Annotated in this window: 30 protein-coding genes; 14 read left to right on the plus strand and 16 right to left on the minus strand. The window is 48.5% G+C overall.

Features of this window, described 5'->3' with window-relative positions; genetic code table 11:
- Positions 1-117 precede the first annotated feature (117 nt).
- The gene (locus GIW82_RS04775) at positions 118-399 is read right to left on the minus strand and encodes an Fpa/YlaN family protein (protein WP_154748742.1); all 282 of its coding nucleotides are present in this window, start codon (positions 397-399) and stop codon (positions 118-120) included.
- Positions 400-566: 167 nt separating this feature from the next.
- Between GIW82_RS04775 and GIW82_RS04780 the strand changes: the two genes are divergently transcribed.
- Genes GIW82_RS04780 through GIW82_RS04790 form a run of 3 tightly spaced genes read left to right on the plus strand, consistent with a single transcriptional unit; the run spans position 567 to position 1,728 of the window.
- Positions 567-1,064, plus strand: coding sequence for a peptidyl-prolyl cis-trans isomerase (locus GIW82_RS04780; protein WP_154748743.1), 498 nt, complete (start codon positions 567-569; stop codon positions 1,062-1,064).
- An 11-nt stretch (positions 1,065-1,075) separates the two neighbouring features.
- The gene (locus GIW82_RS04785; RefSeq protein WP_154748744.1) at positions 1,076-1,279 is read left to right on the plus strand and encodes a YlaI family protein; all 204 of its coding nucleotides are present in this window, start codon (positions 1,076-1,078) and stop codon (positions 1,277-1,279) included.
- A complete protein-coding gene (locus GIW82_RS04790; protein ID WP_154748745.1) occupies positions 1,279-1,728 on the plus strand; it encodes a hypothetical protein in 450 nt (149 codons plus the stop codon). The genes GIW82_RS04785 and GIW82_RS04790 overlap by 1 nt, the downstream gene beginning before the upstream one ends.
- Here GIW82_RS04790 and GIW82_RS04795 read toward each other — a convergent pair.
- A complete protein-coding gene (locus GIW82_RS04795; RefSeq protein WP_370456005.1) occupies positions 1,722-2,051 on the minus strand; it encodes a YlaH-like family protein in 330 nt (109 codons plus the stop codon). The genes GIW82_RS04790 and GIW82_RS04795 overlap by 7 nt on opposite strands.
- Positions 2,052-2,072: 21 nt before the next feature.
- Positions 2,073-3,920, minus strand: a complete 1,848-nt coding sequence (typA, locus tag GIW82_RS04800) for a translational GTPase TypA (RefSeq protein WP_154748746.1) — start codon at positions 3,918-3,920, stop codon at positions 2,073-2,075.
- A 109-nt stretch (positions 3,921-4,029) separates the two neighbouring features.
- On the opposite strand from typA, the gene GIW82_RS04805 reads away from it, so the two are divergent.
- Positions 4,030-4,215: a DUF5325 family protein gene (locus tag GIW82_RS04805; RefSeq protein WP_154748747.1), complete on the plus strand. Its 186-nt coding sequence runs from the start codon at positions 4,030-4,032 to the stop codon at positions 4,213-4,215.
- A 41-nt stretch (positions 4,216-4,256) separates the two neighbouring features.
- Here GIW82_RS04805 and GIW82_RS04810 read toward each other — a convergent pair whose 3' ends face one another.
- The gene (locus GIW82_RS04810; RefSeq protein WP_154748748.1) at positions 4,257-5,048 is read right to left on the minus strand and encodes an inositol monophosphatase family protein; all 792 of its coding nucleotides are present in this window, start codon (positions 5,046-5,048) and stop codon (positions 4,257-4,259) included.
- A 93-nt stretch (positions 5,049-5,141) separates the two neighbouring features.
- Positions 5,142-5,336, minus strand: coding sequence for a hypothetical protein (locus GIW82_RS04815; protein WP_154748749.1), 195 nt, complete (start codon positions 5,334-5,336; stop codon positions 5,142-5,144).
- Between the two features lie 156 nt (positions 5,337-5,492).
- Here GIW82_RS04815 and GIW82_RS04820 point away from each other — a divergent pair, with 156 nt between their 5' ends.
- Positions 5,493-6,131 carry a YktB family protein gene (locus GIW82_RS04820; protein ID WP_370456006.1) on the plus strand — a complete coding sequence of 213 codons (639 nt, stop codon included), beginning with the start codon at positions 5,493-5,495 and terminating at the stop codon, positions 6,129-6,131.
- 17 nt (positions 6,132-6,148) lie between these two features.
- Here the strand turns inward: GIW82_RS04820 and GIW82_RS04825 are convergent, their stop codons facing one another.
- A complete protein-coding gene (locus tag GIW82_RS04825; protein ID WP_154748751.1) occupies positions 6,149-6,418 on the minus strand; it encodes a UPF0223 family protein in 270 nt (89 codons plus the stop codon).
- Positions 6,419-6,440: 22 nt separating this feature from the next.
- Positions 6,441-7,397: an NAD(P)H-dependent flavin oxidoreductase gene (locus GIW82_RS04830; RefSeq protein ID WP_154748752.1), complete on the minus strand. Its 957-nt coding sequence runs from the start codon at positions 7,395-7,397 to the stop codon at positions 6,441-6,443.
- Between the two features lie 131 nt (positions 7,398-7,528).
- Here GIW82_RS04830 and GIW82_RS04835 point away from each other — a divergent pair, with 131 nt between their 5' ends.
- Positions 7,529-8,998 carry an aminotransferase class I/II-fold pyridoxal phosphate-dependent enzyme gene (locus tag GIW82_RS04835; protein WP_154748753.1) on the plus strand — a complete coding sequence of 490 codons (1,470 nt, stop codon included), beginning with the start codon at positions 7,529-7,531 and terminating at the stop codon, positions 8,996-8,998.
- 154 nt (positions 8,999-9,152) lie between these two features.
- On the opposite strand, the gene GIW82_RS04840 is transcribed toward GIW82_RS04835, so the two are convergent.
- From GIW82_RS04840 to GIW82_RS04865, 6 genes are all read right to left on the minus strand, one after another.
- Complete coding sequence (locus tag GIW82_RS04840; protein ID WP_154748754.1) at positions 9,153-10,004, minus strand: polysaccharide deacetylase family protein; 852 nt, start codon at positions 10,002-10,004, stop codon at positions 9,153-9,155.
- A gap of 96 nt (positions 10,005-10,100) precedes the next feature.
- On the minus strand, positions 10,101-11,510 hold the full coding sequence (gene lpdA, locus GIW82_RS04845; protein WP_154748755.1) for a dihydrolipoyl dehydrogenase: 1,410 nt from the start codon (positions 11,508-11,510) through the stop codon (positions 10,101-10,103).
- Positions 11,511-11,514: 4 nt separating this feature from the next.
- Entirely contained in the window at positions 11,515-12,879 is a 1,365-nt protein-coding gene (locus GIW82_RS04850) for a dihydrolipoamide acetyltransferase family protein (protein ID WP_154748756.1), read from the minus strand.
- 28 nt (positions 12,880-12,907) lie between these two features.
- Positions 12,908-13,885: an alpha-ketoacid dehydrogenase subunit beta gene (locus GIW82_RS04855; protein ID WP_154748757.1), complete on the minus strand. Its 978-nt coding sequence runs from the start codon at positions 13,883-13,885 to the stop codon at positions 12,908-12,910.
- Positions 13,886-13,888: 3 nt separating this feature from the next.
- Complete coding sequence (gene pdhA, locus GIW82_RS04860) at positions 13,889-15,001, minus strand: pyruvate dehydrogenase (acetyl-transferring) E1 component subunit alpha (protein ID WP_154748758.1); 1,113 nt, start codon at positions 14,999-15,001, stop codon at positions 13,889-13,891.
- Between the two features lie 313 nt (positions 15,002-15,314).
- A complete protein-coding gene (locus GIW82_RS04865; protein ID WP_154748759.1) occupies positions 15,315-15,950 on the minus strand; it encodes a YkyA family protein in 636 nt (211 codons plus the stop codon).
- Between the two features lie 148 nt (positions 15,951-16,098).
- Here GIW82_RS04865 and def point away from each other — a divergent pair, with 148 nt between their 5' ends.
- Positions 16,099-16,665, plus strand: coding sequence for a peptide deformylase (gene def, locus GIW82_RS04870; RefSeq protein WP_154748760.1), 567 nt, complete (start codon positions 16,099-16,101; stop codon positions 16,663-16,665).
- A gap of 12 nt (positions 16,666-16,677) precedes the next feature.
- Here def and GIW82_RS04875 read toward each other — a convergent pair whose 3' ends face one another.
- Positions 16,678-17,451 (minus strand): Cof-type HAD-IIB family hydrolase, encoded by a 774-nt coding sequence (locus tag GIW82_RS04875; protein ID WP_154748761.1) that lies wholly within the window; start codon positions 17,449-17,451, stop codon positions 16,678-16,680.
- Between the two features lie 278 nt (positions 17,452-17,729).
- Here GIW82_RS04875 and GIW82_RS04880 point away from each other — a divergent pair, with 278 nt between their 5' ends.
- Together GIW82_RS04880 and rnjA are read left to right on the plus strand one after the other, a co-directional pair.
- Entirely contained in the window at positions 17,730-17,948 is a 219-nt protein-coding gene (locus GIW82_RS04880) for a DNA-dependent RNA polymerase subunit epsilon (RefSeq protein ID WP_154748762.1), read from the plus strand.
- The gene (gene rnjA / locus GIW82_RS04885) at positions 17,945-19,615 is read left to right on the plus strand and encodes a ribonuclease J1 (RefSeq protein WP_154748763.1); all 1,671 of its coding nucleotides are present in this window, start codon (positions 17,945-17,947) and stop codon (positions 19,613-19,615) included. The genes GIW82_RS04880 and rnjA overlap by 4 nt, the downstream gene beginning before the upstream one ends.
- Before the next feature lie 268 nt (positions 19,616-19,883).
- Here the strand turns inward: rnjA and GIW82_RS04890 are convergent, their stop codons facing one another.
- The gene (locus GIW82_RS04890) at positions 19,884-20,543 is read right to left on the minus strand and encodes a potassium channel family protein (RefSeq protein ID WP_154748764.1); all 660 of its coding nucleotides are present in this window, start codon (positions 20,541-20,543) and stop codon (positions 19,884-19,886) included.
- 34 nt (positions 20,544-20,577) lie between these two features.
- Positions 20,578-20,871, minus strand: a complete 294-nt coding sequence (locus GIW82_RS04895; protein ID WP_154748765.1) for a hypothetical protein — start codon at positions 20,869-20,871, stop codon at positions 20,578-20,580.
- Between the two features lie 265 nt (positions 20,872-21,136).
- On the opposite strand from GIW82_RS04895, the gene GIW82_RS04900 reads away from it, so the two are divergent.
- The 5 genes from GIW82_RS04900 to GIW82_RS04920 are packed head-to-tail and all read left to right on the plus strand — an operon-like array spanning position 21,137 to position 25,484.
- Positions 21,137-21,679: a helix-turn-helix domain-containing protein gene (locus GIW82_RS04900; RefSeq protein WP_154748766.1), complete on the plus strand. Its 543-nt coding sequence runs from the start codon at positions 21,137-21,139 to the stop codon at positions 21,677-21,679.
- A 17-nt stretch (positions 21,680-21,696) separates the two neighbouring features.
- Positions 21,697-22,800 carry an ABC transporter ATP-binding protein gene (locus GIW82_RS04905; protein ID WP_154748767.1) on the plus strand — a complete coding sequence of 368 codons (1,104 nt, stop codon included), beginning with the start codon at positions 21,697-21,699 and terminating at the stop codon, positions 22,798-22,800.
- Complete coding sequence (locus tag GIW82_RS04910; RefSeq protein WP_154748768.1) at positions 22,800-23,624, plus strand: ABC transporter permease; 825 nt, start codon at positions 22,800-22,802, stop codon at positions 23,622-23,624. The genes GIW82_RS04905 and GIW82_RS04910 overlap by 1 nt, the downstream gene beginning before the upstream one ends.
- Positions 23,608-24,414, plus strand: a complete 807-nt coding sequence (locus GIW82_RS04915; protein WP_154748769.1) for an ABC transporter permease — start codon at positions 23,608-23,610, stop codon at positions 24,412-24,414. Before GIW82_RS04910 ends, GIW82_RS04915 begins: the two co-directional genes overlap by 17 nt.
- Complete coding sequence (locus GIW82_RS04920; RefSeq protein WP_154748770.1) at positions 24,411-25,484, plus strand: ABC transporter substrate-binding protein; 1,074 nt, start codon at positions 24,411-24,413, stop codon at positions 25,482-25,484. Before GIW82_RS04915 ends, GIW82_RS04920 begins: the two co-directional genes overlap by 4 nt.
- Positions 25,485-25,527: the final 43 nt, after the last annotated feature.

A 25,527-nucleotide genomic window follows, 5' to 3' on the forward strand; every position in this document is an offset into this window, starting at 1 on the left:
CTTAGGGTGGCAGAACCTGCAATTATGCAGGAGAGACCAGCCTGCACTTCCTTTCTATATTGGGCTTGTAACAGTTTCATTTAGTAAAAAAACCCAAACAGATTCGTTTGAGTTTAGTCATTTATTCGTATAGGCCTCGTGCAGGAGTGACAGCTTCTTCTCCAGTGTATCGAGAATCGCTTTGCCTTCTTCACGACCGATCAGCCCAAGCTTCGTTGCAAAGTCGATTTCCTTGGATAAACCGAACATCTGGGTGTCCAGCACTTCCTCGTATAGAGGGCAGGACGGCAACGTCAGATGGTCCATTTGCACTTTGATCAATTGCTCGATCTTCACGGCATCCGCCTGCAGGAGTTCAAGCGCTTTTTGCTGATATGTCTGTTCTTCTGTATGTTCCATGAGGACGCCCCCATCAATCTATAATTTCAAGGTTCCAACCTGTTTAAAGTGTAGCTGTTTAAAATGCAAAATGCAAGTGTCTGCACACCAACCCGGTCCAATCCCTTTATGATTTTCCATGAAAACGGTATACTGAAAATGAAGGACTATTTATTGGAGGGCTCTTAATGGAATTTATCATACCGTTCAAAGGAAAAGTGAAATTCAAAATCATTCTCGACCCGAGCGTCTGGATCTTCGACGACCGCCGGATTGATCTCGAGACTTACTTCATCAACCGACCGAAAGAAGTCGACGAGCTCGAAGAATATAAGCGCGGGATGGGTGAACATTGGTCACGGGAAATCATGGAAGGCGCAACATTCCCACCGACGTTGAAGTCCGAGAAGAAATACAAGAAGCAGCAGATGCTGACAGGTACGTTCGGGATGAAGCTCGCACCATTCATTATGAACACCGAGCCTGAAGCGGACGCGACAGAAATCGTCTTCGAAACGAAAAACGGTGAACACCGTTTTTCCATGGAAGATGCACAGAACCTGATCTTCAAGTTCAGCGAAAAAGGCAAGCCGCTTCGCGAAGACGGACCCGTGCACATTTTATTCCCAGACGGTTCGAACGAGCATGACCCAATCACTGACGTAGAAGCGATCCGCGTCGAATAGGAGGAATGGACATGCGTGTCCAATGCGTGATTTGTGACGAAATCGAAGAATTGACCGATGACACCTTGGAAGCGAAACGGCTGAGGAACCGCCCGATCCATACACACCTATGCAAGCAATGCCACGACCGCATCACGGCGCGGACAGAGGTGCGCCTGGCAACAGGCCGTTTCCACTTCTTCCGTAGCTCCCGTTCCATCGAGGATGACTTCTGATGAAGGTCCTCAAAGGGATCTGGATCGGTTTTTGGAGCGGCCTCATCATCGGTGGATTGATGAAATGGATCGAAGTGATGACAGGCGAAAAGATTTATTCCTTATTATTGAATATCGATTTCATCCCGTTCATCGGAGAAGTCGAATGGTCGGAAGTGACCGAATTCTTTTTCCACCTGCTTGTGTCTTTCGCACTCGGCATCCTCTTCGTCTTCATCGCCAAACGCCGGAATTACTCATTCGGCCAACTGACGATTATCAGCCTGGTGATGTGCATTCCGTTGTACTTGCTCTATTTCCCATTATCTACACTGGCAATTCGCACGGATCTGCCGGCACTCGGGAATATGAACGCCTTTCTCTATTGGGTACTCGCACACTTCGCTTATGCGTTGTTGCTGCCAATCATCTATAAATCGTTCGAACGCAAAAACGCTGCTTCTCAATGAGAAGCAGCGTTTTCACGTTTTTCGCGCCATAGACGGATCTTATAAAGAATCAAAATCAAGGCGGCGATGACGAGACCTTCAACGACTGGCAAGAAAAATGCCAGGAATGTCAAGACAAGACAACCCGTCAGTAAGAACAAGTAAATAATGATGTTACGTCCAAGCGATAACTTTCTCGCAAAGCCCAATTTGAAAACCAATGCCGACAGCAGGAAAATCACTGCAAAAAGTGCGTATCCTGCGATATCGACGTTCGGCATCGTTTCATATAAAAAACGGGCTACCGGATACATACTGTCATAGACAAAAGCTCTTTCGTCCACAGTTCTACATCCTTCCCTTTATTATTCTTCGACTGCTAATTTCTTCTTCTTCGCAACGCGTTCGCGTTCGTTCTTATCAAGAACTTTCTTGCGCAGACGGATTGACTGAGGCGTGACTTCACAGTACTCATCGTCGTTCAAGTATTCCAAAGCTTCTTCCAAACTCATGATGCGTGCTTTCTTCATCGTTGTCGTCTGGTCTTTGTTCGCTGAACGGATGTTTGTCGCAGCTTTGATCTTGACAATGTTCACTGTCAAATCGTTGTCGCGGTTATGCTCACCGATGATCATGCCTTCATAGATCTCAGTACCGACTTCAACGAATGAAGTTCCACGGTCTTCGATGCCCATTAAACCATACGTTGAAGCTTTTCCGCGTTCCATCGAAACGAGTACGCCTTGACGACGTCCACCGACCCGGCCGGAAGCAACTGGTTGATAGCTATCGAATGTGTGGTTGATGATTCCGTAACCACGTGTTTGTGTCAGGAATTCAGTTGTATAACCGATCAATCCACGTGCTGGCACGTTGAATACGAGACGGACCTGTCCGCTTCCGTTATTCACCATGTCGAGCATTTCACCTTTACGTTCGCCAAGTGATTCGATGATCGAACCTGTATATTCTTCAGGTACATCGACTTGGACGCGTTCGATCGGCTCACAGCGGACGCCGTCGATCATACGCACGATTACTTCTGGCTTCGAAACTTGAAGCTCGAATCCTTCACGGCGCATGTTCTCGATTAAGATGGACAAATGCAATTCACCACGGCCGGAAACAACCCAAGCGTCCGGTGAAGCTGTCGGCTCTACACGAAGTGAAACGTCCGTCTGCAATTGTGCATCCAAACGCTCCTGGATTTTGCGGGAAGTGATCCATTTCCCTTCTTTACCAGCGAACGGACTGTTGTTCACAAGGAATGTCATCTGCAAAGTCGGCTCATCGATACGCATCAATGGAAGCGCTTCTGGGTGGCTTTGCGGACAAACCGTTTCGCCGACGTTGATATCTTCCATTCCTGAAATCGCGATCAAGTCCCCAGCTTCCGCCTTTTCGATTTCGACACGTTTCAGACCCATGAAACCATGGATTTTTGTGACACGGAAATTTTTCACAGAGCCGTCAAGCTTCATCAATGATACGCTTTGGCCGACCTCGATCGTTCCGCGGAATACACGGCCTATCCCGATTCTGCCGACATAGTCGTTATAATCAAGCAGCGCTACTTGGAATTGCAATGGCTCGTCACGGTTGTCGATCGGAGCTGGTACATGCTCCATGATCGAATCGTAGATGACCTGCATGTTCTCTTCCTGATCTGCAGGATCTGAAGACAAGCTTGCAGTTCCGTTCATACCGGAAGCAAAGATCACAGGGAACTCCAACTGCTCATCATTCGCTTCAAGCTCGATGAACAACTCGATCACTTCGTCCACCACTTCGTCAGGGCGTGCGAAATCACGGTCAATTTTGTTCACGACAACGATCGGCTTCAAGTTTTGTTCCAAGGCTTTTTTCAATACGAAGCGTGTTTGTGGCATACAGCCTTCATATGCATCGACGACAAGAAGAACACCATCGACCATTTTCATGATCCGTTCAACTTCCCCGCCGAAATCAGCATGTCCAGGTGTGTCCAAGATATTGATTTTTGCATCTTTATATTGAATAGCCGTGTTCTTGGCAAGAATTGTAATTCCGCGTTCTCTCTCGATATCGCCTGAATCCATCGCACGTTCTTCAATGTGCTCGTTTGAACGGAAAATTCCAGATTGCTGAAGCAATTGGTCAACCAAAGTCGTTTTCCCGTGGTCAACGTGGGCAATAATAGCAATGTTTCTCAAGTCATTACGTAAATTCGTCATACTTTCACTCCAATATTCTTTTTTCGCATCTTTAACTGTGATAGTATATCATATGTAAGGATTAATGCCTAAAGTTTTCTTTTGCATTCCGCTACAGGAGGAATAAATTGTGAAAAATATTAAATGGATATTTGTTTTATATGCACTGGCAGCACTGCTAGCAATGGGTGGAATCGGTATCGCCATCGCCCTTCGGAGTGTGCCGCTTATTTTACTGACGATTTTGTTGCTTTGCGTCATCATGGGACTCGGCTTCAAGAAGAAAAAAGAAATGATCACAGCCGGCGAACTGTGATGGCCTCAAAAATGGCCTTCGACGAATCGAAGGCCGTTTTTTCATTTCAACTTCAAATAGTGTGAACAGATCTCTTCGTGGATTGCCGGATTGGCTGCCACGAACGTATCCTGTTCCAGCAGGTTGGCAGGCTCGCCCTTGAAGTTCCCGGCAATTGCCCCGACTTCCTTGGCGATGACCAAGCCGCCTGCAATGTCCCAAGGATTCAATCGCATCGAGATATATGCATCAACACGGCGTGTAGCGACGTAGGCGAGCTCCAGAGCGGCCGAACCGTACGATCTGACACCACGTACCCGTTGGATTAATGCGATCGTCCCCTCGTGGTCTACGCGACGATTTGGCGTCGCCCAAAAAGCATTCATCGCGATGATCGATTCATCGAGTGTCGTCGGCGGCAACGGCTGCAATCGTTCGTCGTTATAATAAGCACCGTGCCCATCGATGGCATTGTACAGATCACCATGAACCACATCGTATATGTATCCGAGTTTCCCGATGCCATCTTCATAGACACCGAGAGAAATCGCGAAGTTGCGTTTTTGATGGATGAAGTTCATCGTCCCGTCGATCGGGTCAAGCATCCAGATCATGCCGGACAGCTCCTCGATGGAATCGCCGAAGCCTTCTTCCCCGAAGATCCGGTGGTCTGGAAAGTCCTTGCGGATACGTGCAATGAAAAACTGTTCGATTTCCTTGTCGATATTCGTCACAAGGTCATTCGCATGAGCTTTCGATTCGACGGTGATATCCGTCATAAACGAATTTCGAATCCGCTGCCCCGCTTCTTTGACTAAATCCTTGCAATATAAATCAAGTGCGTGCCAATCCATCTTCCTACCCCCTTGTAATTCTTCCCTTTTCAGTATAACGAAAAAGGCGTTTGCTGTCTTTGACCAGCGAACGCCTTTTATGTGATGTATCGGTTAAAGTGCATGAAGTGCCTCCAGTTCCACGTGAATTTCAGTCAAGCGTTTTTTGCTAACGTCTATCTCGCTGTCATTTTCCCGTTGCATTGCATCATATAAGGAGGCGAGTTCGTAATCCAGTTCGAGCTTCAGTACTTCGATATATTCTTTTTCGACATCTGCCTTTCGTATGATCTGAACCATCTGTCTCATTGCGAGCACCCCTTTCTCTTCTGCGTCCACTTTTGTGAAGTGTATGTTTTGTTATGATACAAATACCCTGATTGGCAAGTGCAGAAACGTATTTCTACAAAAAAACATTGAACTTCGGTAAAATGGAACGGAACAGGTAAGTAAAAGGAGGCAATTGTGTTGGGTTATTGGACAGAAAAAGACTTCGAAGTTTTTGAGACACCGGGACTCGAAGCCCGCATGGCGCTCCTCAAGGAACGCGTGCGCCCGAAATTCGAAGATCTTGGAAATTATTTCTCGGCGTTCTTCTCCGCGAAAGGCACAGAAGAATTCCATCCGCACGTAGCGAAGCATATGCGCCGCACGGTCAATCCACCGAACGACAGCTGGGTCGCTTTCGCGCCGTTGAAGAGAGGCTACAAAGCGATTCCCCATTTCCAGATCGGCTTGTGGGAAAGTCACGTCTTCATCATTTTAGCGGTCATCTACGAAGCACCGAACAAACCGGAAATGGCGAGCCGCCTTCTCGACACGGCTGCACTCGAAGAGCTGCCAGGTGACTATAAATTGTCAGGTGACCACATGAAGCCGGAAGCGGAATTCCTGGAGACCCTCGGCGAGCAAGGCGCAGAGAAACTGCTCGTCCGGTTACGCGATGTGAAGAAAGGCGAGTTCGTCCTTGGACGCCACTTGTCCCGTGAACAGGCAGTCGCCCTAAGCAAAGAGCAGTTCCACACATTCGCCGAAGAAACATTCGATCAACTATGGCCGGTGTATGAAGCACTCTTGAACCATACAAAAATCCAGCAACCTTAAATGGCTGCTGGATTTTTTTACAAGCGGATGATGGTCGCTTCCTTTGCGGCTTTCGCTTTTTTCATAGCCGGATACGCAGCATAGCCGCTCTCTTTTTCGAATTCACAGAAAAGCGTCTTCTCTTCCGCCATCGACGGTGCCACTCCCTTGAACAAGCGGTAACGCTCCATCAAGTCTTCGCGTTTGATCCCTTTTTCGTAAGCCAATTCGATTCCTTCAAAAAACTTAACCACGTTGACGATCTCATCCGTCGACCATTCGTGCGAAAGTGGATAGGAATAATTCAAAGCTATTCCTCCTTCATTTATTTCATTTCCAGCGATTGCGGATTTCCGTCGCCTGCTCCACCATCTTATCAAATAATCCGGCGATTGTCGGCACATCATCGATCAGTCCGACAACTTGCCCTGCCCAGCCGAAGCCTTCTTCTCTTTTGCCCTCATAAGCATAATTACGGTTCGCCGTGCCGCTAATATATGGTTTCAATGATTCATAGTCCGGTGTCTTTGATTCGATTTCCAATATTTTGTCCGTCCAATCGTTACGCAGCGTCCGTGCCGGTGCACCAATCGAACGTTTGATGATGACTGTATCCGTTTCCAAACTATCGACAAGGTCTTGCTTATACGCTTCTGATGCATGGACGCATTCTTTCGTCGCGATGAACCGCGTGCCCATCTCAATGCCTTCCGCGCCGAGTGCATGCGCCGCCATCCAGCCGCGCCCGTCCCCGATACCGCCTGAAGCGATGACCGGAATCGAAACCGCATCGACAACACGCGGAATCAGCACCATCGTGCCGATATCATCGCGCCCTAAGTGACCGCCGCCTTCTTGACCCACGACCATCACCGCGTCAGCGCCAAGCTCTTCGGCTTTCTCCGCCTGGCGTCTTGCCGCGACAAGGACAAGCGTCTTAATTCCGCTCCCCTTCAATTGTTCGAAGATCGGCGTCGGGTTACCCCCGGTCATCGAGACGACCGGCACGTTCTCATCGATCGCCACTTGCAGCATGTCAGCGAACGGACGGCCATGGTTGCCGATCGCATAGTTGACGCCGAACGGCTTATCCGTCATCTCCCGCACTTTGCGGATCTCTTCCCGGAGCGCCTCAGGATTCGGCAGGCTCATCGCCGTGATTTGGCCGAGGCCACCAGCTTCCGAAACCGCTGCCGCCAGATCAGCATAAGCCAAGTATGCCAACCCTCCTTGGATGATTGGATACTCGATGCCGAGCAATTCTGTTACACGTGTCTGAAAATTCATTATGTATTCTCCTCCCGTTCAATAATAGTCATTCGATGCGTGAATAAAAAATCCTTTATTTCTATAGTACATGATGTCCGCGCATGCTATAATTCTTTTTGTTTTGACTTTCATGAAATGAGGTGTACCCTTTGTCACAATTAGAAACACCCTTATTCGATGCACTTCTGAAACACCGGAATCGGCACCCGATCCAGTTTCATATACCTGGTCATAAAAAAGGAAAAGGTGTCGATCCCGCTTTCCGGGAATTCGTCGGCGATAACATCCTTTCCATCGACTTAATCAACATCGCACCGCTTGATGACCTCCATTCACCGAAAGGCGCGATCAAACATGCACAAGAACTTGCAGCGGAAGCATTCGGTGCAGACCATACATTCTTTTCCGTCCAAGGTACGAGCGGAGCGATCATGACGATGATTTTGAGCGTCGTTGGCCCGAACGACAAAATTCTTGTTCCGCGGAACGTCCATAAATCCATTATGTCGGCGATCGTCTTCGCAGGAGCCATCCCGATTTTCATCCATCCGGAAGTGGATGCGGACCTCGGTATTTCGCACGGCATTTCACCCGAGGCGGTCGACAAGGCATTGACAGAATATCCGGATGCCAAAGCAGTGCTCGTCATCAACCCAACTTACTTCGGTGTTGCGGCAGACTTGAAACGAATCGTCGAAATCGCACATAGCAAAGAGATTCCGGTACTTGTCGATGAAGCACACGGCGTCCACATCCACTTCCACGAGTCCTTGCCGATTTCGGCGATGGAAGCTGGCGCCGATATGGCCGCGACATCCGTCCACAAGCTCGGTGGCTCCATGACGCAAAGTTCGGTGTTGAACGTCCGTGAAGGATTGGTCTCGGCGAAGCGTGTGCAATCGACATTATCCATGTTGACCACGACTTCGACTTCCTATCCGATTCTCGCATCGCTCGACACGGCGCGCCGGCAATTGGCGATTCACGGCAACGACTTGATCGGACAGGCTATCCGTCTGGCAAAAGATACGCGCAAGCGCATCAACCAGATCGAGAACCTCGATTGCATCAGCGAAGAATGGCTGCAGTCATCCGCCACATTCGATATGGATCCGACAAAGCTGCTCATCCACGTCAAAAATCTTGGAATCACTGGGCATCAAGCGGAAGAGTGGCTACGTGAAAACGCCAATATCGAAGTGGAACTATCCGATCTATACAACATCCTTTGTCTCGTCACACTCGGCGATACACGAAAAGAAGTAAACTTGCTCGTGAACGCACTGAAGCGGATGAGCGACCACTTCAAGGAATCATCGCTTGCGGTTGGGACAGCGGTCTTGCTGCCGGAAATTCCGCGGCTCGCAATGACACCGCGCGACGCATTTTATGCACCGACAGAATCCGTGCCGATCGATGAATCGGTCGGTCGCATCTCTGCCGAATTCATCATGGTCTATCCGCCCGGCATCCCGATTTTCATTCCGGGCGAGATCATCACACAGGAAAACATCGATTACATCCGGACAAACGTGGCAGCTGGTCTGCCCGTCCAAGGACCCGAAGACGATACGCTGAAAATGTTGCATGTCATCAAGGAGCAGTATCCGATTCGTTGAGGTTTGGGATGATTTTCGGCGGGTCACCGTTTATCCGGCTCGGATCCCCGGTTAAACATCCCGAATCCCCGGTTATCCAAAAAAATCCGCACCAACCTCGAAAAGGGCCCCCGCCAAATTTGGCGGGGGCCCTTTTCCTTTCAGCAAGCAGAACTCATTCGACTCCTTCGATTTCATTCGGGTCGATGAAAGTATAGCCTTTATCTTGAAGCCCTTGGACGATGCCTGGCAGCGCGCCTGCTGTCCAGTCCCGGTCATGCATCAACAAGTTCGATCCGTTACGCAAGAATTCCGTATTGACCATGATATCAGTAAGTGCCGCTGCGTCCATGTATTGTTGTTCCCAGTCATAACCGTATGACCAGTTCATGAGCAGCATGCCCTCTTCCTCAACTAATGCACGCGAGAAGTCCGTGTTGACGCCATGCGGTGCGCGGAAGAATTTCGGCCGTTCGCCGATAATTTCTTCGATTTTGTCATTCAAGACGACAATCTCTTCACGCTGCTGTTCTTCCGAGACGTCCCGCAAGTTTGGATGCGTGTCCGTATGGTTGCCGATCGCGAAGCCCATATCATGGATTTCCTTCAGCTTCGCTTTTTCTTCATCCGTGTCGATGAAATGGCCGTTGACGAAGAAAATCGCAGGAACGTCAAGCTCTTTCAACGTTTTCGCCATTTCGACAGCATTCTTATCCGGTGCGTCGTCCACCGTCAATAGCACAGCTTCCGCCGGCGCATCGCTGATCGGCTCAAGCCCCCACGTGTTCGGGTTCAATTTGTATTGCGGTTCAGCCACAACGATTTCTTCTTCCGGTTCTTCCTCGTCTACGACTTCCTCTTCTGGATCTGTTTCTTCTATCGTCCCTTCATCAGCTGCATTATTGTCGGATTGCTGCTGCTCGGTTTCGTTCGGTTCCACTGTTTCTGCCGGCTCTGCAGAATCATCCGAACACGCGACCATTAAAGAAAGTCCCGCAGCCATGATAAACCATTTTGTCAGTTTCATTATGTATCACCATTACCCTTTCGCTTGTCATTTTATCATAGCACGCCCGTATATTACACATGAAAAAAGCCGCACAAATTGTGCGACTTCTTAAAATTACTTAATGATGTGAATTGGCGTTCCAAGTGCAACTTCTGCAGCTTCCATCGTGATTTCAGCTAGCGTCGGGTGCGCGTGGATTGTCATTGCGATGTCTTCCACCGTCATGCCCGCCTCGATTGCAAGACCAAGTTCAGCGATCATGTCAGATGCGCCCGCACCAACGATTTGCGCGCCTAGTAGAAGGCCATCCGATTTGCGTGAAACAAGCTTGACGAAACCGTCAGCAGCATTAAGTGCCAACGCACGGCCGTTTGCGCCGAATGGGAATTTAGCAGCTGTCACTTCAAATCCTTCTTCTTTTGCAGCCGCTTCCGTCAGGCCGACACTTGCAAGTTCCGGATCTGTGAAGCAGACCGCAGGAATCGCCAAGTAATCCACTTCGGATTTTTCGCCGGCAATTGCTTCTGCAGCAATTTTGCCTTCGTAAGATGCTTTGTGTGCCAATTGAAGTCCTGGAACGACGTCACCAATCGCATAGATGTTCGGAATGTTCGTGCGGCATTGCTTGTCGACTTCGATCAAACCGCGCTCGCCCATTTTCATGTTCAATTCTTCAAGACCCATTTCGTCCGTGTTTGGACGACGGCCCACAGTTACGAGTACGTAGTCAGCGTCGACTGTTTTCTCTTCTCCGCCTGCTTCGTATGTGACTGTAACACCAGAATCTGTTTCTTTGACACCTTTAGCAGATGCTTTGACGATGACGTCAACGCCTTTTTTCTTCAAACCTTTTTTGACGATTGCCGTCATTTGCTTCTCGAAGCCAGCAAGGATGTCCGCGCCGCCTTCAAGGATCGTCACATCGGAGCCAAGGTTTGCGTAAGCAGTTCCAAGCTCGGTACCGATGTAACCGCCGCCGATGACGACAAGTTTCCCTGGCACTTCTTTCAGTGCAAGTGCGCCAGTTGAGTTGATGACGCGCTCAGTGAATTTGAATGTCGGGATTTCGACCGGGCGTGAACCCGTTGCGATGATTGCGTTTTTGAATTTGTACGTTTGTGCAGAGTTTTCGTCCATCACACGTACAGTGTTTTCGTCTACGAAATAAGCTTCTCCGCGAACGATTTCCACTTTGTTGCCTTTAAGAAGAGATTCTACTCCGCCAGTTAATTTCTTGACGACGCCATCTTTGAACGCTTGTGCTTTTTCGAAGTTCAGCGACACTTCTTTCGCCACGATTCCCATGTCTTCTGCGTTTTGTGCTTCTGAGAAACGGTGTCCGACAGAGATCATTGCTTTGGAAGGGATACAGCCGACGTTCAAGCATACGCCACCGATGTATTCTTTCTCGACGATTGTCACTTTCTGGCCAGTTTGTGCAGCACGGATTGCCGCAACATAGCCTCCTGGGCCTGAGCCGATGACGAGCGTATCTGTTTCAATTGGAAAATCTCCTACTACCATGTTTTTACGCCTCCATTAATAGTAATTCTGGTTCGCTTAACAAGCGTTTGATATGATTCAGTGCATGTTGTGCCGTAGCACCATCAACCATACGGTGATCGAAGCTCAATGATAATGCTAACACAGGAGCGGCAGTAATTTCACCATTTTTAATTACAGGCTTCTCTGCGATGCGGCCGATTCCAAGAATTGCTACTTCCGGATGGTTGATCACCGGTGTGAACCATTGTCCACCAGCAGAGCCGATATTCGTGATCGAGCAAGATGCGCCTTTCATTTCTGCCGACGACAACTTGCCGTCACGCGCTTTTCCTGCAAGTGTATTGATTTCATCAGAAACCGAGAAGACTGATTTGCGGTCAGCGTTCTTGATGACAGGAACGAGCAGTCCGCGCTCAGTGTCTGCAGCGATTCCGATGTTGTAGTAGTGCTTCTGCACAACTTCTTCCGTCGCATCGTCGTAGGAAACGTTCAATTGCGGGAATTCACGCAATGTAGAGACGAGTGCTTTCACGACATACGGCAGGTACGTCAACTTGATGCCTTTTTCGGAAGCGATTTCCTTGAACTTCTTGCGGTGTGCTACTAGTTCTGTTACATCGACTTCGTCCATCAATGTCACATGTGGAGCTGTGCGCTTCGAATGTACCATCGCTTTTGCGATCGCTTTACGCATACCGGAAATCTTCTCGCGCGTTTCCGGGAAGTCTCCTTCAGGCGCGACGATCGGAGCAGCTTTCTCTTCCGGTGCTGATGCTGCAGCCGAATCTTGTGCTTGCTCAGTCGTTTCTTCCGACGGTGCTTCAGCAGACGCTTGTCCACCAGATAGGAATGCTTCGATATCTTCTTTCAGGATGCGGCCATTCTTGCCTGTCCCTTTGACTTGTTTGATGTTGACGTCTTGCTCACGCGCGAATTTGCGGACGGATGGCATTGCGATTACGCGGACATCCGAATCACCTTCGTCTGCTTGCGGCTGTTTGCCAGCGCCTGTATCGCCTTTCGGCTCATCGGCAGGTGCCGGCTTCTTGTCTACATCCTGACCGCTTTCAGCTGTGCCGGATTGCACTTGCTCTTCTGTTTCAGAAGCAGTCTCTTCCGTCGCTTCTTCCGAAGATCCGCTGTCTGCGTCGTCAGAATCAATGCGGATCAGCACATCGCCGACGACCGCGACCGTTCCTTCTTCGACCAAGATCTCTTTTACCGTCCCTGAGACAGGTGACGGGATTTCGACAACCGCTTTGTCGTTCTGTACTTCACATAGAACGTCGTCTTCTTCGATCGTATCGCCGACATTCACAAACCATTTTACGATTTCGCCTTCATGGATACCTTCTCCGATATCCGGTAGCTTGAATTCAAAAGCCATTTCGTTCACCCTTTCCCTCTCCAGTTCTTTAGAACGTCAATACTTTCTTCGCTGTTTCGATGATGTCTTTCGCATTTGGAAGCCAGACTTCCTCTGCTTGTGAGAACGGGAAAACAGTATCCGGGGCAGTGACGCGGAGCACCGGCGCTTCAAGGCTCAAAATTGCACGGTCCATGATTTCCGCCACGACGTTCGCTGCAATCCCGGCTTGTTTCTGTGCTTCCTGGACCATCACTGCACGCCCTGTTTTCTCAACAGATGCAACGATCGTCTCGATATCGAGCGGCTGCACTGTGCGCAGATCGATGACTTCAGCAGAGTAACCGTCTTTTTCAAGTTGTTCTGCAGCTTTCATGCTTTCTTGCACCATTGCACCATAAGCGATCAATGTAATATCCGTTCCTTCACGTTTCACGGCAGCTTTGCCCAGAGGAATCGTGTACTCTTCTTCCGGAACTTCTTCACGGAATGAACGGTATAGTTTCATATGCTCAAGGAAAATGACCGGGTCGTTGTCGCGGATTGCTGAGATGAGCAAGCCTTTCGCGTCATACGGAGATGACGGGATGACGACTTTCAAGCCTGGCTGTGAAGTCACAAGGAGTTCCAAAGAGTCGGCGTGCATTTCAGGTGTGTGCACACCGCCGCCGAATGGTGAACGGATCGTAATCGGTGCGTTCAAGCTGCCACCGCTGCGGAAACGCATGCGTGCCATCTGACCGTTGACCGAGTCCATCACTTCATATAGGAAACCGAAAAATTGGATTTCCGGCACAGGACGGAAGCCTTGAAGAGACAAGCCAATCGCCAAGCCGCCGATTCCAGATTCCGCAAGGGGTGTATCGAAAACGCGGTCTTCACCGAATTCTTTCTGCAAGCCTTCAGTTGCTCGGAATACCCCTCCGTTGACGCCGACATCTTCACCGAAGACGAGGACGTTTTCGTCGTTGCGCATTTCCGTCGCCAACGCATCTGTAATTGCCTGGATCATTGTTAATTGTGCCATGACTTATTTCGACTCCTTCTCTTTGTAAATGTCAATTTGCTCTTGGACGTTGAAAGGGACTTCTTCATACATGATGCCTAGAAGATCCGTCACTTTTTGCTTCGGAGTTCCGTCCGCTTTCTTGATCGCCGCTTTGATTTCTTCTTTTGCTTTTTCGATCACGGCATTTTCTTTCTCTTCGTTCCAGATACCTTTCTTCTCTAGGTATACTCGGAAACGTACGAGTGGATCTTTCTTTTCCCATTCGCTGTCCGTATCGGATGTACGGTAACGTGTCGGGTCATCTCCAGCCATTGTATGCGGACCATAGCGGTAGCAAAGCGTCTCGATCAATGTCGGGCCGCCGCCTTTTACTGCACGGTCACGCGCGTCTTTCGTTACTGCATATACTGCGAGCGGATCCATTCCATCGACCAGGATTCCTGGAATTCCTGCTGCAACCGCTTTTTGAGCGATTGTTTTCGCAGCTGTCTGCAATTCGCGCGGAGTCGAGATCGCGAATTGGTTGTTTTGGACGATGAAGATTGCAGGTGAGTTGAATGCACCAGCAAAGTTGATTCCTTCGTAGAAATCCCCTTGTGAAGAACCGCCGTCTCCTGTGTACGTCACGGCAACCGCTTCTTTCTTGCGTTTTTGTAAGCCGAGTGCAACACCTGCTGCTTGGATGTACTGTGCACCGATGATGATTTGTGGTGGCAGAACGTTCAAGTCTTCAGCCATCTGGTTCCCCATGAAGTGACCTCTTGAGAACAAGAATGCTTGGTGGAGCGGCCAACCGTGCCAGATTAATTGCGGAACGTCACGATAACCCGGTAGGATATAGTCTTCTTTTTCAAGTGCAAAGTGGGAAGCGAGTTGAGATGCTTCCTGGCCTGCTGTCGGAGCGTAAAAACCTAGACGGCCCTGACGGTTCAAAGAAATCGAGCGCTGGTCCAGAATACGCGTGTAGACCATGCGGTTCATCAATTCCTCCAATTGCTCGTCCGATAGCTTCGGATCAAGGTCTTCGTTGACGATGTTTCCTTCTTCATCAAGAATTTGCACCATCTCAAATTTTTCCTGGATTGCTTCTAGTGTTTCAAGCGGGTCGAACTGCTTGGATTTTTTCGCAGCCATAAACACAACTCTCCTTTTATCTGTATTAAAATTTTTATTACTTATGAGTAATACAATTAAGCTTTCTACATCAGTATACGATGTGGTTTGATTGCCGTCAATCATTCAAAACGTGCGTATCCACTAGGGAATACCCTGTTTTCCGATTTTTTAAACAAAAAATACTGTACTACTCCTTTTCGACAATCTGTATTATAGTACAGAGTCGAGAAATCATACTTTTATAGCACAGACGGATTTCTCTTGATCGGGTGTAATTCCACGGCAAACAAAAAACGAAGCAAAGAAACCGGAGTTCCCTTGCTTCGCTGTCTTATTCTTCGGATTGCTCCACTTTCTTGATGAAGCTATTTTTCATTTCATTGAATTCTTCTGTGTGCGTATTGAAGACGGTAACCGCTTCTTCAGTCACTGTACTCTGCTCATTGACCTCCACCGTTTTTTGCTGAAGTGTTTCAATATCCGTTTCTTCATCCGGAAGCAATTGATACAATTCTTTTTGGAGTCCCGCCAATGTTTCGTATTGTGTCGTGAAATCATGGTGAGCCGAGAAGCGCTCATTCATCTTTTCCTTCAAGGCAGTCAAATCGTTTTTGAATTCCTCGTCCGCCTCTTCAATCACTGTATCGATTTCCGCAAACGCTTCTTCCGCTGATTCAACGGAATCTTGTTCCGTCTGCATCAGCTCAAGACGTTCGTCGACCAAAGCCACAGCTTCTTCCACCTGCGTGCCGACCTGCTCACGTTCGTCTTGTGTTAAAGCCATGATGGATTCGAAAATTCCTTGTTCTTGCTGTTCAAGCTCTTCCATTTGACTTTGCACGTCACGATAGTCCTGCTCTGCTGCATGCGTATCCTGCAATACACCATCCAATTCTTCTCCTGCATCGGCAGAACAGCCGGCAAGAATGAGCGTGCCCATCAGAAAGGCAGCTGCTAATTTCTTCATTTCCATAACCTCCTTGTCCCATCTTTCACTATAATCGGTGTGGCTTTCAATAACAACAGGAAATGGAAGCATTTTTTCTTTTCGCTAACCGTTCCGGTAGGCTATAATTGAGAAGGATACGGTCTATTGAAGAAAGGAATGAACCATTTTGATTTTAATGAAAGACATAATCCGTGAAGGTCATCCGACTTTGCGCAAACGGGCTGAGGATGTTCCTTTCCCGTTATCGGCGGAAGATCGGGAGCTCGCGGAAGAACTGCTTGAATATGTCATCAACAGCCAAGACGATGAATTGGCTGAAAAATATGATCTGCGGCCAGGTGTCGGCATTGCCGCTCCGCAAGTGAACGTGGCAAAGCGCATGTTCGCTTTGCACTTTGACGAGAGCATCGGCGAAGACTTGTCAATGATCGCCATTAACCCGCGAATCGTCAGCCACTCGGTGGAACGTGCCTACTTGGCTGCCGGCGAAGGCTGTCTATCGGTCGATCGTGCGGTTCCTGGCTATGTCCCGCGTTATGCACGCATCACCATCAAGGCTTTCAACCTCGACGGCGAAGAATTTAAGATGCGCCTGAAAGGCTTGCCAGCCATTGCTTTCCAGCACGAAATGGACCACTTGAACGGCGTCATGTTCTTCGATCACATCGATGCGAAAAACCCGTTCCCACAAATCGATCATGCCATCGTTATCGGCGGAGACACAGAAGCTTAATCTGTGTCTTTTTTATTTGATCAACCCAAGCTTCCGGAACGCCTTCGCCAGACCGTCTCGATCAACATGATCTGTGACGAACGTCGCTTTCGCTTTCGTCGCGGGATGGCCATTGTCCATCGCGACACTTTGCCCTGCGATTTCCATCATCTGCAGATCATTCAGTCCGTCGCCGAATGCGATCGTATCTTCAATGGAGTGACCGGTCGCTTTGATCAGCTTATGGATGCCTTGCGCTTTCGATCCGCCTTTCGGCAAAATATCGCACGACACACGATGCCATCTAACAAAGCTCAATTCCCCGAATTCATCGTGGTATTGTTGCTCCTCGTGGTCCTCGCAAAATACCAATGCTTGATAAACCGGGTTGTTCAAGTGAAAATCTTTTTCGTATTTCGGATGCGGGAACTTCAAGCTCTTGATGCTCTCGTCGATGTTCGGATGGAAATCGATCGAGGAAATCATTTGCTCGTTGTCCATGAAGACGACAGGATGATCCTGCTTCTCTGCAAATTCCAGGACAGCCGTCAGTTTGGCTGGATCGATCACCGTTTTAGAAATCGGTTCTCCGTTATGTACGATGTACTGTCCATTGAACGTGATGAATGTATCGACATCAAGTGCTTCCTGCAATTCTCCGATCATGAATGGTGCGCGCCCTGTAGCGATCGCTATGTCATGGCCGTTCCGTTTCGCCTCCTCGATCGCCTGTTTCGCTGATTCCGGAAGCTTTTTCTCCGAATCCAACAACGTACCGTCGATATCCAGCAAAAGTAGTTTTCCCATTATAAATCCTCCATTCTTCGGCTTTTCTATACCTCCCCCATGCTTTACAATTAACTGAATATATAGTATACTCTTCGTAAGGAGTGAGTTAGCCATGCTGAAACGTATGAAACGCAGACTTCTCAGACGGCTGAACGGGATCATAAATAAAAAGAAAATAGCCTAATTTGTTTTAGCCCTTCTGAATATTTGAAGGGCTATTCTTTATTTTAAAACAACCTCGTGATAATATAAAGGAAGTGCATTTATTATGAACGTGGATAAAGGAGAGCAAAATGATGATCTATAAAGTTCTGTATCAAGAAAACGGTGCCGAGGCTCCAGTTCGCGAAAACACGAAGAGCCTATATGTCGAAGCTTCTACCGAGCGGGAAGTACGACAACACCTGAAAGACCGCCAATACAATGTCGAATATATCCAGTTGCTTGAAGGCAGCCATTTGGAGTACGAGCAATCAAGCCCGAGCTTCGAAGTGGAGAGCTTGGAGGCGCGATGAAATTCGTCAAAAATGACCAGACTGCTGTTTTCGCATTAGGCGGACTGGGCGAAATCGGTAAAAATACGTATGGTGTCCAATTCCAGGATGAAATCATCCTCATCGATGCAGGCATCAAATTCCCGGAAGACGATTTGCTCGGAATCGATTACGTTATTCCGGATTATTCCTACCTCGTCAAAAATGTGGATAAAATCAAAGGGCTGATTATTACGCATGGCCACGAAGACCACATCGGCGGCATTCCTTATCTTTTGAAACAAATAAACATTCCGGTATACGGCGGCAAACTGGCACTTGGTCTGCTCCGCAAGAAACTGGAAGAACACGGCTTGCTCCGTCAAACGAAAATGACGGAAATCCAAGAAGATGACGTGCTGAAGTTCCGGAAGACATCTGTCTCCTTCTTCCGTACGACACACAGTATTCCGGACGCATTCGGCGTTGTCGTCAAGACACCACCTGGCAACATCGTCCATACTGGCGACTTTAAATTCGACTTCACTCCTGTCGGCGAACCTGCGAACTTGTTGAAGATGGCACAAATCGGCAGCGAAGGCGTCCTTTGTCTTCTATCCGACAGTACCAATGCCGAAGTTCCGGAATTCACGATGTCCGAGAAAAAAGTCGGAGCGACGATTAAAGACATCATGCGGAAAGTCGAAGGCCGTTTGATCTTTGCGACATTCGCATCGAACATTTATCGTTTGCAGCAAGTGACCGAAGAAGCCGTCGCACAAGGACGAAAAATCGCAGTGTTCGGCCGCAGCATGGACAATGCTATCACCATCGGCCGTGAGCTTGGGTACATTACTGCTCCGGAAGATGCATTTGTTGACGTACAGACGCTGAACCGTTTGCCGGCCAACGAAGTACTCATCCTTTGTACCGGTTCTCAAGGTGAACCGATGGCTGCACTTTCACGCATCGCCAACGGGACGCATCGCCAGATCCAGATTCAACCGAATGACACGGTTGTCTTCTCGTCTTCGCCGATTCCAGGCAACATGAGCAGCGTCAACCGGACGATCAACTTGCTGTTCCGCGCAGGTGCTGATGTCATTCACGGTTCATTCAATAATGTCCATACATCCGGACACGGTTCTCAGCCCGAGAACATGTTGATGCTCCGCCTGATCAAGCCTAAATACTTCATGCCGATCCATGGTGAATTCCGGATGCTGAAGATCCACTCTCAATTGGCCGAAGATTGCGATGTACCACTGGAGAATTCTTTCATCATGGAAAATGGTGATGTTCTGGCACTTAGCGAAGACCATGCGGAAATCGCCGGTCGCATCCCTGCAAGCGACGTCTATATCGACGGCAGCGGCATCGGGGATATCGGGAACATCGTCTTGCGCGACCGCCGACTCCTGTCCGAAGAAGGACTCGTCATCGTCGTCGTCAGCGTCAATATGGCGAAGAACAAAATCGTTTCCGGTCCGGACATCATTTCACGCGGCTTCGTCTATATGCGCGAGTCCGGCACGATGATCTACGAGGCGCAGCAAATGCTGAACCGCCACCTGAACAAGAAGATTCACCATCAACAAAACAAAGACTGGTCCGATCTGAAGAATGATATTTCAGATGTATTGGGACCATACCTATACGAGAAAACAAAACGCAAACCGATGATCCTTCCGATTATTATGGAAGTCTAGAAAAGCGGAAGTGGCTCGTTCAGACCCGACAAGCGCTGGAGACTTTGCGATTGATGGCGTACTTCAGCCATCGGTCGCATAGGCGAAGCGTCTCGAGGGTCTGGCCACTAGAAAAGCGGAAGTGGCCGTTCAGCTCTGACAGGCATAAGCGACGTAAAAGAACAGATGATGCAAAAAAGAAGCTGTCCCAACAACTCATTTCGATGACTTGTCAGGGCAGCTTCTTTTTGCGTTTCATTTCTGAAATAGCAACTTCTATCTATAAACATCAATTGATGATTCTCTTTTCAAAACGGCTAATGTCTTTGTCCGAACCGATCAGCACTAATATGTCTTCATGATCGATCGAGAAATCCGCTTGTGGTGAAACAATGATTTCCCCGCCTCTCCGAATTGCGACGATGTTCAGACCGAATTTCGCCCGGATGTCGAGCTCCGTCAATGAATAGCCTCCAAGCTTCTTCGTCGCCTGGATCTCCATGATCGAATACTCGTCCGACAGCTCCAAATAATCAAGGACGTTGTTCGATAGCGCATTGTGCGCGATCCGGATCCCCATGTCCCGCTCCGGGTGGACGACTTTGTCCGCTCCGATTTTCGTCAACACTTTCGCATGGTAATCATTTTGTGCTTTTACCGTGATTTTATCGACGCCGATTTCCTTTAACATGATCGTCGTCAAGATGCTTGATTGGATGTTTTCACCGATAGCGACGATGACGTGATCGAAGTTGCGGACCCCAAGCGATTTCAGCACGGCTTCATCCGTCGTATCCGCAATCGCGACTTGTGTGGCGATGTCCATGAAATCATCCGCACGTTCAGCATCTTTATCGATTGCCAGCACATTGGCTCCTTGCTTGATTAATTCCCGGACAATGCTGCCGCCGAATCTTCCCAACCCGATTACTGCAAATTCCTTTTTCATCGCTCTTCCCGCCTTCCTTGATACCAGCTTGCCTTCAGCGTGGATCTAACGGTCGTTTAGGCCGCTTCTCACAATATTCACATGTGGCATCACTGCACTTCTCTTCGCGCCACTCGTTGCATCCTGTGCAGTACGAAGCATCGAATTCATTATCGAATGTCAAAGCTTCAAGGCATTTCGGACAGTATGCATGAACATCCATCCATGAAATGAATTTTTTCCCCGTCAATAAATAAAGGCCTTTTTCTTCTATTTTATAGTTCATAATCGATGATTTTCGCTTGACCCGGTCTTTCGGATCCAGGAAAAAATTCAACTTTTCCTCCATCACGTTCACTCCTACACACGCAGCACCTTAAGGCTCGCTTGAAGCTTACCTGGATGCTCTGCGTTTATTTCATTCCATATCATAGCCACCCCGCCTGTGAAATTGCAATAGATAACGCTTTTTTATTTATTGAATTTTTTATGTCTTGCACTGCGCTCGATTTTTTGTATAATAAAAGATGTTTGTTGTAAACTTTAAGTATGCTTTAACGAAACTTTCGTTCCGATAAGTTTACTTATACTATACGAATCGAGGAGATAGTTTAATGCAAATTGGCAATAAGATCAAGCGGCTCCGCTTGAAAAACGGCTTGACTCAAGAAGAGCTTGGTGAGCGGACGGATTTAAGCAAAGGCTTCATCTCCCAATTGGAACGGGAGCAGAACTCCCCTTCCATCGAAACTTTATTTTTACTTTTGGAAGTGCTCGGCACCAGTCCGAAAGAATTTTTCGACGATGAAGCAAGCGACCAGACCATCGTCTACTCCCCTGAAGATCATACGGTATTCGCAGACGAGGAACGCAAATACGAAATCGATTGGCTCGTCCCTTCCTCCAATAAAAAGGAAATGGAACCCGTCTTCCTGACTTTACAAAAAGGCGGCGAATTCAAACCGTTCGAACCTTCTTTGTCGGAAACGTTCATCTATGTAATCAAAGGAAAAATCCGACTTCAGCTCGGCAAGCAAGAATTTATTGCAAATGCCGGAGATTCTCTTTATTATGAAGCATCTGACCACCACCAAATCTCGAATGTCCATAACGGCATGACAGAACTTATCATCATCGCAACACAATCTTACTTATAAGCTTAGGAGGTAATTGAATGACCCAACAGCAACAACCAATCATCCGCTTCGAAGGCGTCACGCAACAATATGACGGTGGCGGAAAAGTACTCGACAACGTCAGCTTTGAGCTGGACCGTGGGAAATTCTATACATTGCTCGGCCCGTCCGGCTGTGGGAAAACAACGATTCTTCGCCTGATTGCAGGCTTTATTTCACCGACTGATGGTGATGTTTACATTGAAGGCAAGAAAATGAATAAAGTGCCTGCCAACGAACGCCAAGTGAACACCGTGTTCCAGGACTATGCCTTGTTCCCTCACTTGAATGTATTTGAAAACGTGGCATTCGGTCTCCGCATCAAAAAACTTAAGAAAGCAGAAGTCGAGCGCCGTGTAAAAGAAGCGCTTCAGTTCGTCAACTTGAAAGGCTACGAAAACCGGGAGATCCATGAAATGTCCGGCGGCCAACGCCAGCGTGTCGCGATTGCACGTGCGATTGTCAACGATCCGGAAGTGATCTTGCTTGATGAGCCGCTATCTGCCCTTGACTTGAAGCTGCGTACGGAAATGCAGTACGAACTGCGCGAGCTACAGCAGCGCCTCGGCAAGACATTCGTTTTCGTTACGCACGACCAGGAAGAAGCACTTGCGATGTCCGACGAAATCTTCGTCATGAATGCTGGCGAAATCCAGCAGAGCGGCACGCCGATGGATATTTACGATGAGCCGATCAACCGGTTCGTTGCAGACTTCATCGGTGAATCGAATATCGTGACCGGCCACATGATTGCCGACTATCACGTCCGCTTCGCCAACAAAGATTTCGAATGTGTCGACCAAGGCTTGAACCCGAACGAAGCGGTCGAAATCGTCATTCGTCCGGAAGACTTGGAAATCACAGCTGCTGGCAAAGGGAAAATGACTGTCACTGTCGATACGCAATTGTTCCGCGGCGTCCATTATGAAATCTCGACGATTGATGAGGTCGGCAACGAATGGCTCGTCCACTCGACGAAGCGCGCTGAAGTCGGAACGGAGATCGGCTTGAATTTCGATGCGGAAGCGATCCACGTCATGCGTCTGAACGAGTCTGAAGAAGCATTCGACGCGCGTCTTGAGTCTTATGGGAGTGGAAGCTGATGAAAGCTACACAAGGGCGCCCGTTCTACCTCATCCCGTACTATTTATGGATTGCGCTTTTTGTCATCGCTCCAATCGCACTGATTGCGTATTTTTCATTCTTTGACCTATCCGGCAACTTCACGCTGGACAACTATAAAAACTTTTTCACTTCCGTCTATTTGCAGATGACGCTGAGCTCGTTCTGGTATGCTTTCTTGATCACGCTGTTCTCGATCTTGATCGCCTATCCGACAGCTTACTGGCTGACAAAAACGAAGCATAAGCAACTTTGGCTTCTGTTGATCATCATCCCGTCATGGATCAACTTGCTGCTGAAAACATATGCGTTCATCGGCATTTTCGGCTTGTATGGTCCTGCGAACAACTTTCTTGAAACGATCGGCATCGGCCGACTGCAAATCCTCTTCACGGATTTCAGTTTCATTTTCGTGGCCGTCTATATTTTCATCCCGTTCATGATCTTGCCGATCTTCAATTCGCTTGATAAGTTGAATCCGGCACTCGTCGATGCATCGCGTGACCTCGGGGCTTCCCCGTGGACGACGTTCCGCCGCGTGATTTTCCCGTTGACAACTGGCGGTGTGAAATCAGGCATCCAAGCTGTCTTTATCCCTGCATTGTCGCTGTTCATGATTACGCGTCTTATCGCTGGAAACAAAGTAATTACACTTGGTACAGCGATCGAGCAACAGTTCCTCGTCACACAGAACTGGGGAATGGGTTCGACTATCGCTGTGTTCTTGATCCTATTTATGTTCATCATCATGATTTTGACTGGCCAGAAGGAAAAAGGAGGAAGTGCCAATGGAAAAACTCGGTAAACCGGCGAAAGTGTATTTGGCACTTGTCTTCATCATCCTGTACGCGCCGATCTTTTATTTGATCTTCTATTCCTTCAACAGCGGAGGCACGATGTCTTCGTTCGAAGGATTCACACTTGAACATTACGCAGCAGTGTTCGCTGATACGCGTCTCATCATCATCTTGATGAACACATTGATCGTCGCATTATTGTCAGCACTCGTCTCGACAGCAATCGGGGTACTTGGTGCAATCGGCATCGTTTTCCTACGTAACAACAAGATGCGCAATGCCGTGCTGTCACTGAACAACATCTTGATCGTCAGTCCTGACGTCATCATCGGTGCGTCGTTCCTGATTCTGTTCACGATGGTCGGCATCAAACTCGGATTCGCATCCGTCCTGATTTCCCACATCGCGTTCAGCATTCCGATCGTCGTCATCATGGTCCTGCCGAAGTTGCTCGATATGAACCATTCACTCATCGATGCAGCAAGCGACCTCGGTGCAAGCAAACGCGACATCCTGACACGCGTCATCTTGCCGTACATCAAACCAGGGATTTTTGCAGGATTCTTCCTGGCACTGACGTATTCACTCGATGACTTCGCAGTAACGTTCTTTGTGACAGGCAACGGATTCTCTACACTTTCCGTCGAAATCTATTCGATGGCACGCGCCGGAATCACGTTGACGATTAACGCATTGTCAGCACTGATCTTCGTTGTAACAATGGGACTTGTCGTCGGTTATTACTTCTTTAACAACCGCGCGCGTCAATCCATGGGAACAGGAGGTCCTCGTCCATGAAAGAACTAATTCGTGCAGCAATCGTTTTGATAGCCGTGAGCGCGTTGCTCATGTACGGCGTCTCCTTCCTGGAACGCAGTACAGCGAAGTCCGGCTCCGGCTCTATCACCGTCTACAATTGGGGGGAATACATCGATCCGGAATTGATCGCCCAATTTGAAGAAGAGCACAACATCCGGGTTATTTACGAAACATTCGATTCGAACGAAGCGATGATGACGAAGATCGAGCAAGGTGGAACTTCGTACGACATCGCAGTACCCTCTGAATATGCGATTGAAAAAATGAAGGAAAACGATCTACTTCTCCCGATCGATCACGAGCTGATTCCAAACCTTCAAAACATCGATCCGTATTTCCTTGATTTGCCATTCGATCCAGGCAACGAGTATTCGATTCCTTATTTCTGGGGAACGGTCGGCATCGCATTCAACCCGACTTTGCTGGAAGGCCAGACTTTCGAAAGCTGGGATGACTTATGGAACCATACACTGGAACAGGAAGTGATCCTGGTCGACTCCGCACGCGAAGTAATCGGCATGGGACTCAACAGCTTCGGCTATTCCTTGAACTCCACCGACCCTGCCGAATTGCGGGAAGCGACGGATAAATTGAAAGAGATCGGCCCGAATGTCAAAGCCATCATTGGTGACGAAGTCGTCGAAATGATGCGCAACGAAGAAGCGGCTGTCGCTTTGACCTGGTCAGGCCATGCAGCGGATATGATGTGGATCAATGAGGACATCGATTATATCATCCCGGAAGAAGGCTCCAATCTTTGGTTCGATAACATGATCATCCCGTCCACTTCAACGAATGTCGAAGGCGCGCATGCCTTCATCAACTTCATGCTGGATGCGGATGTAGCTGCGCAAAACGCTGATTATGTCGGCTATGCCACACCAAATGCTGCAGCCGTCGAATTGATGGACCCGGAAGTTGTCAGCGATGAGCGCTTTTATCCGTCTGAGGAAATTCGTGACCGCCTGGAAGTATACGAAAATCTAGGACTCGAAATGCTCGGGGTCTACAATGAATTGTTTTTGGAATTCAAAATGGATATGCAATAACGGGCGAAACCGGAGGAGCTGCACTAGCAGAAGGCCTCCGGTT

Origin of the sequence: Planomicrobium sp. YIM 101495 (genome assembly GCF_009707665.1) — a bacterium.
Classification (GTDB): domain Bacteria; phylum Bacillota; class Bacilli; order Bacillales_A; family Planococcaceae; genus Planococcus.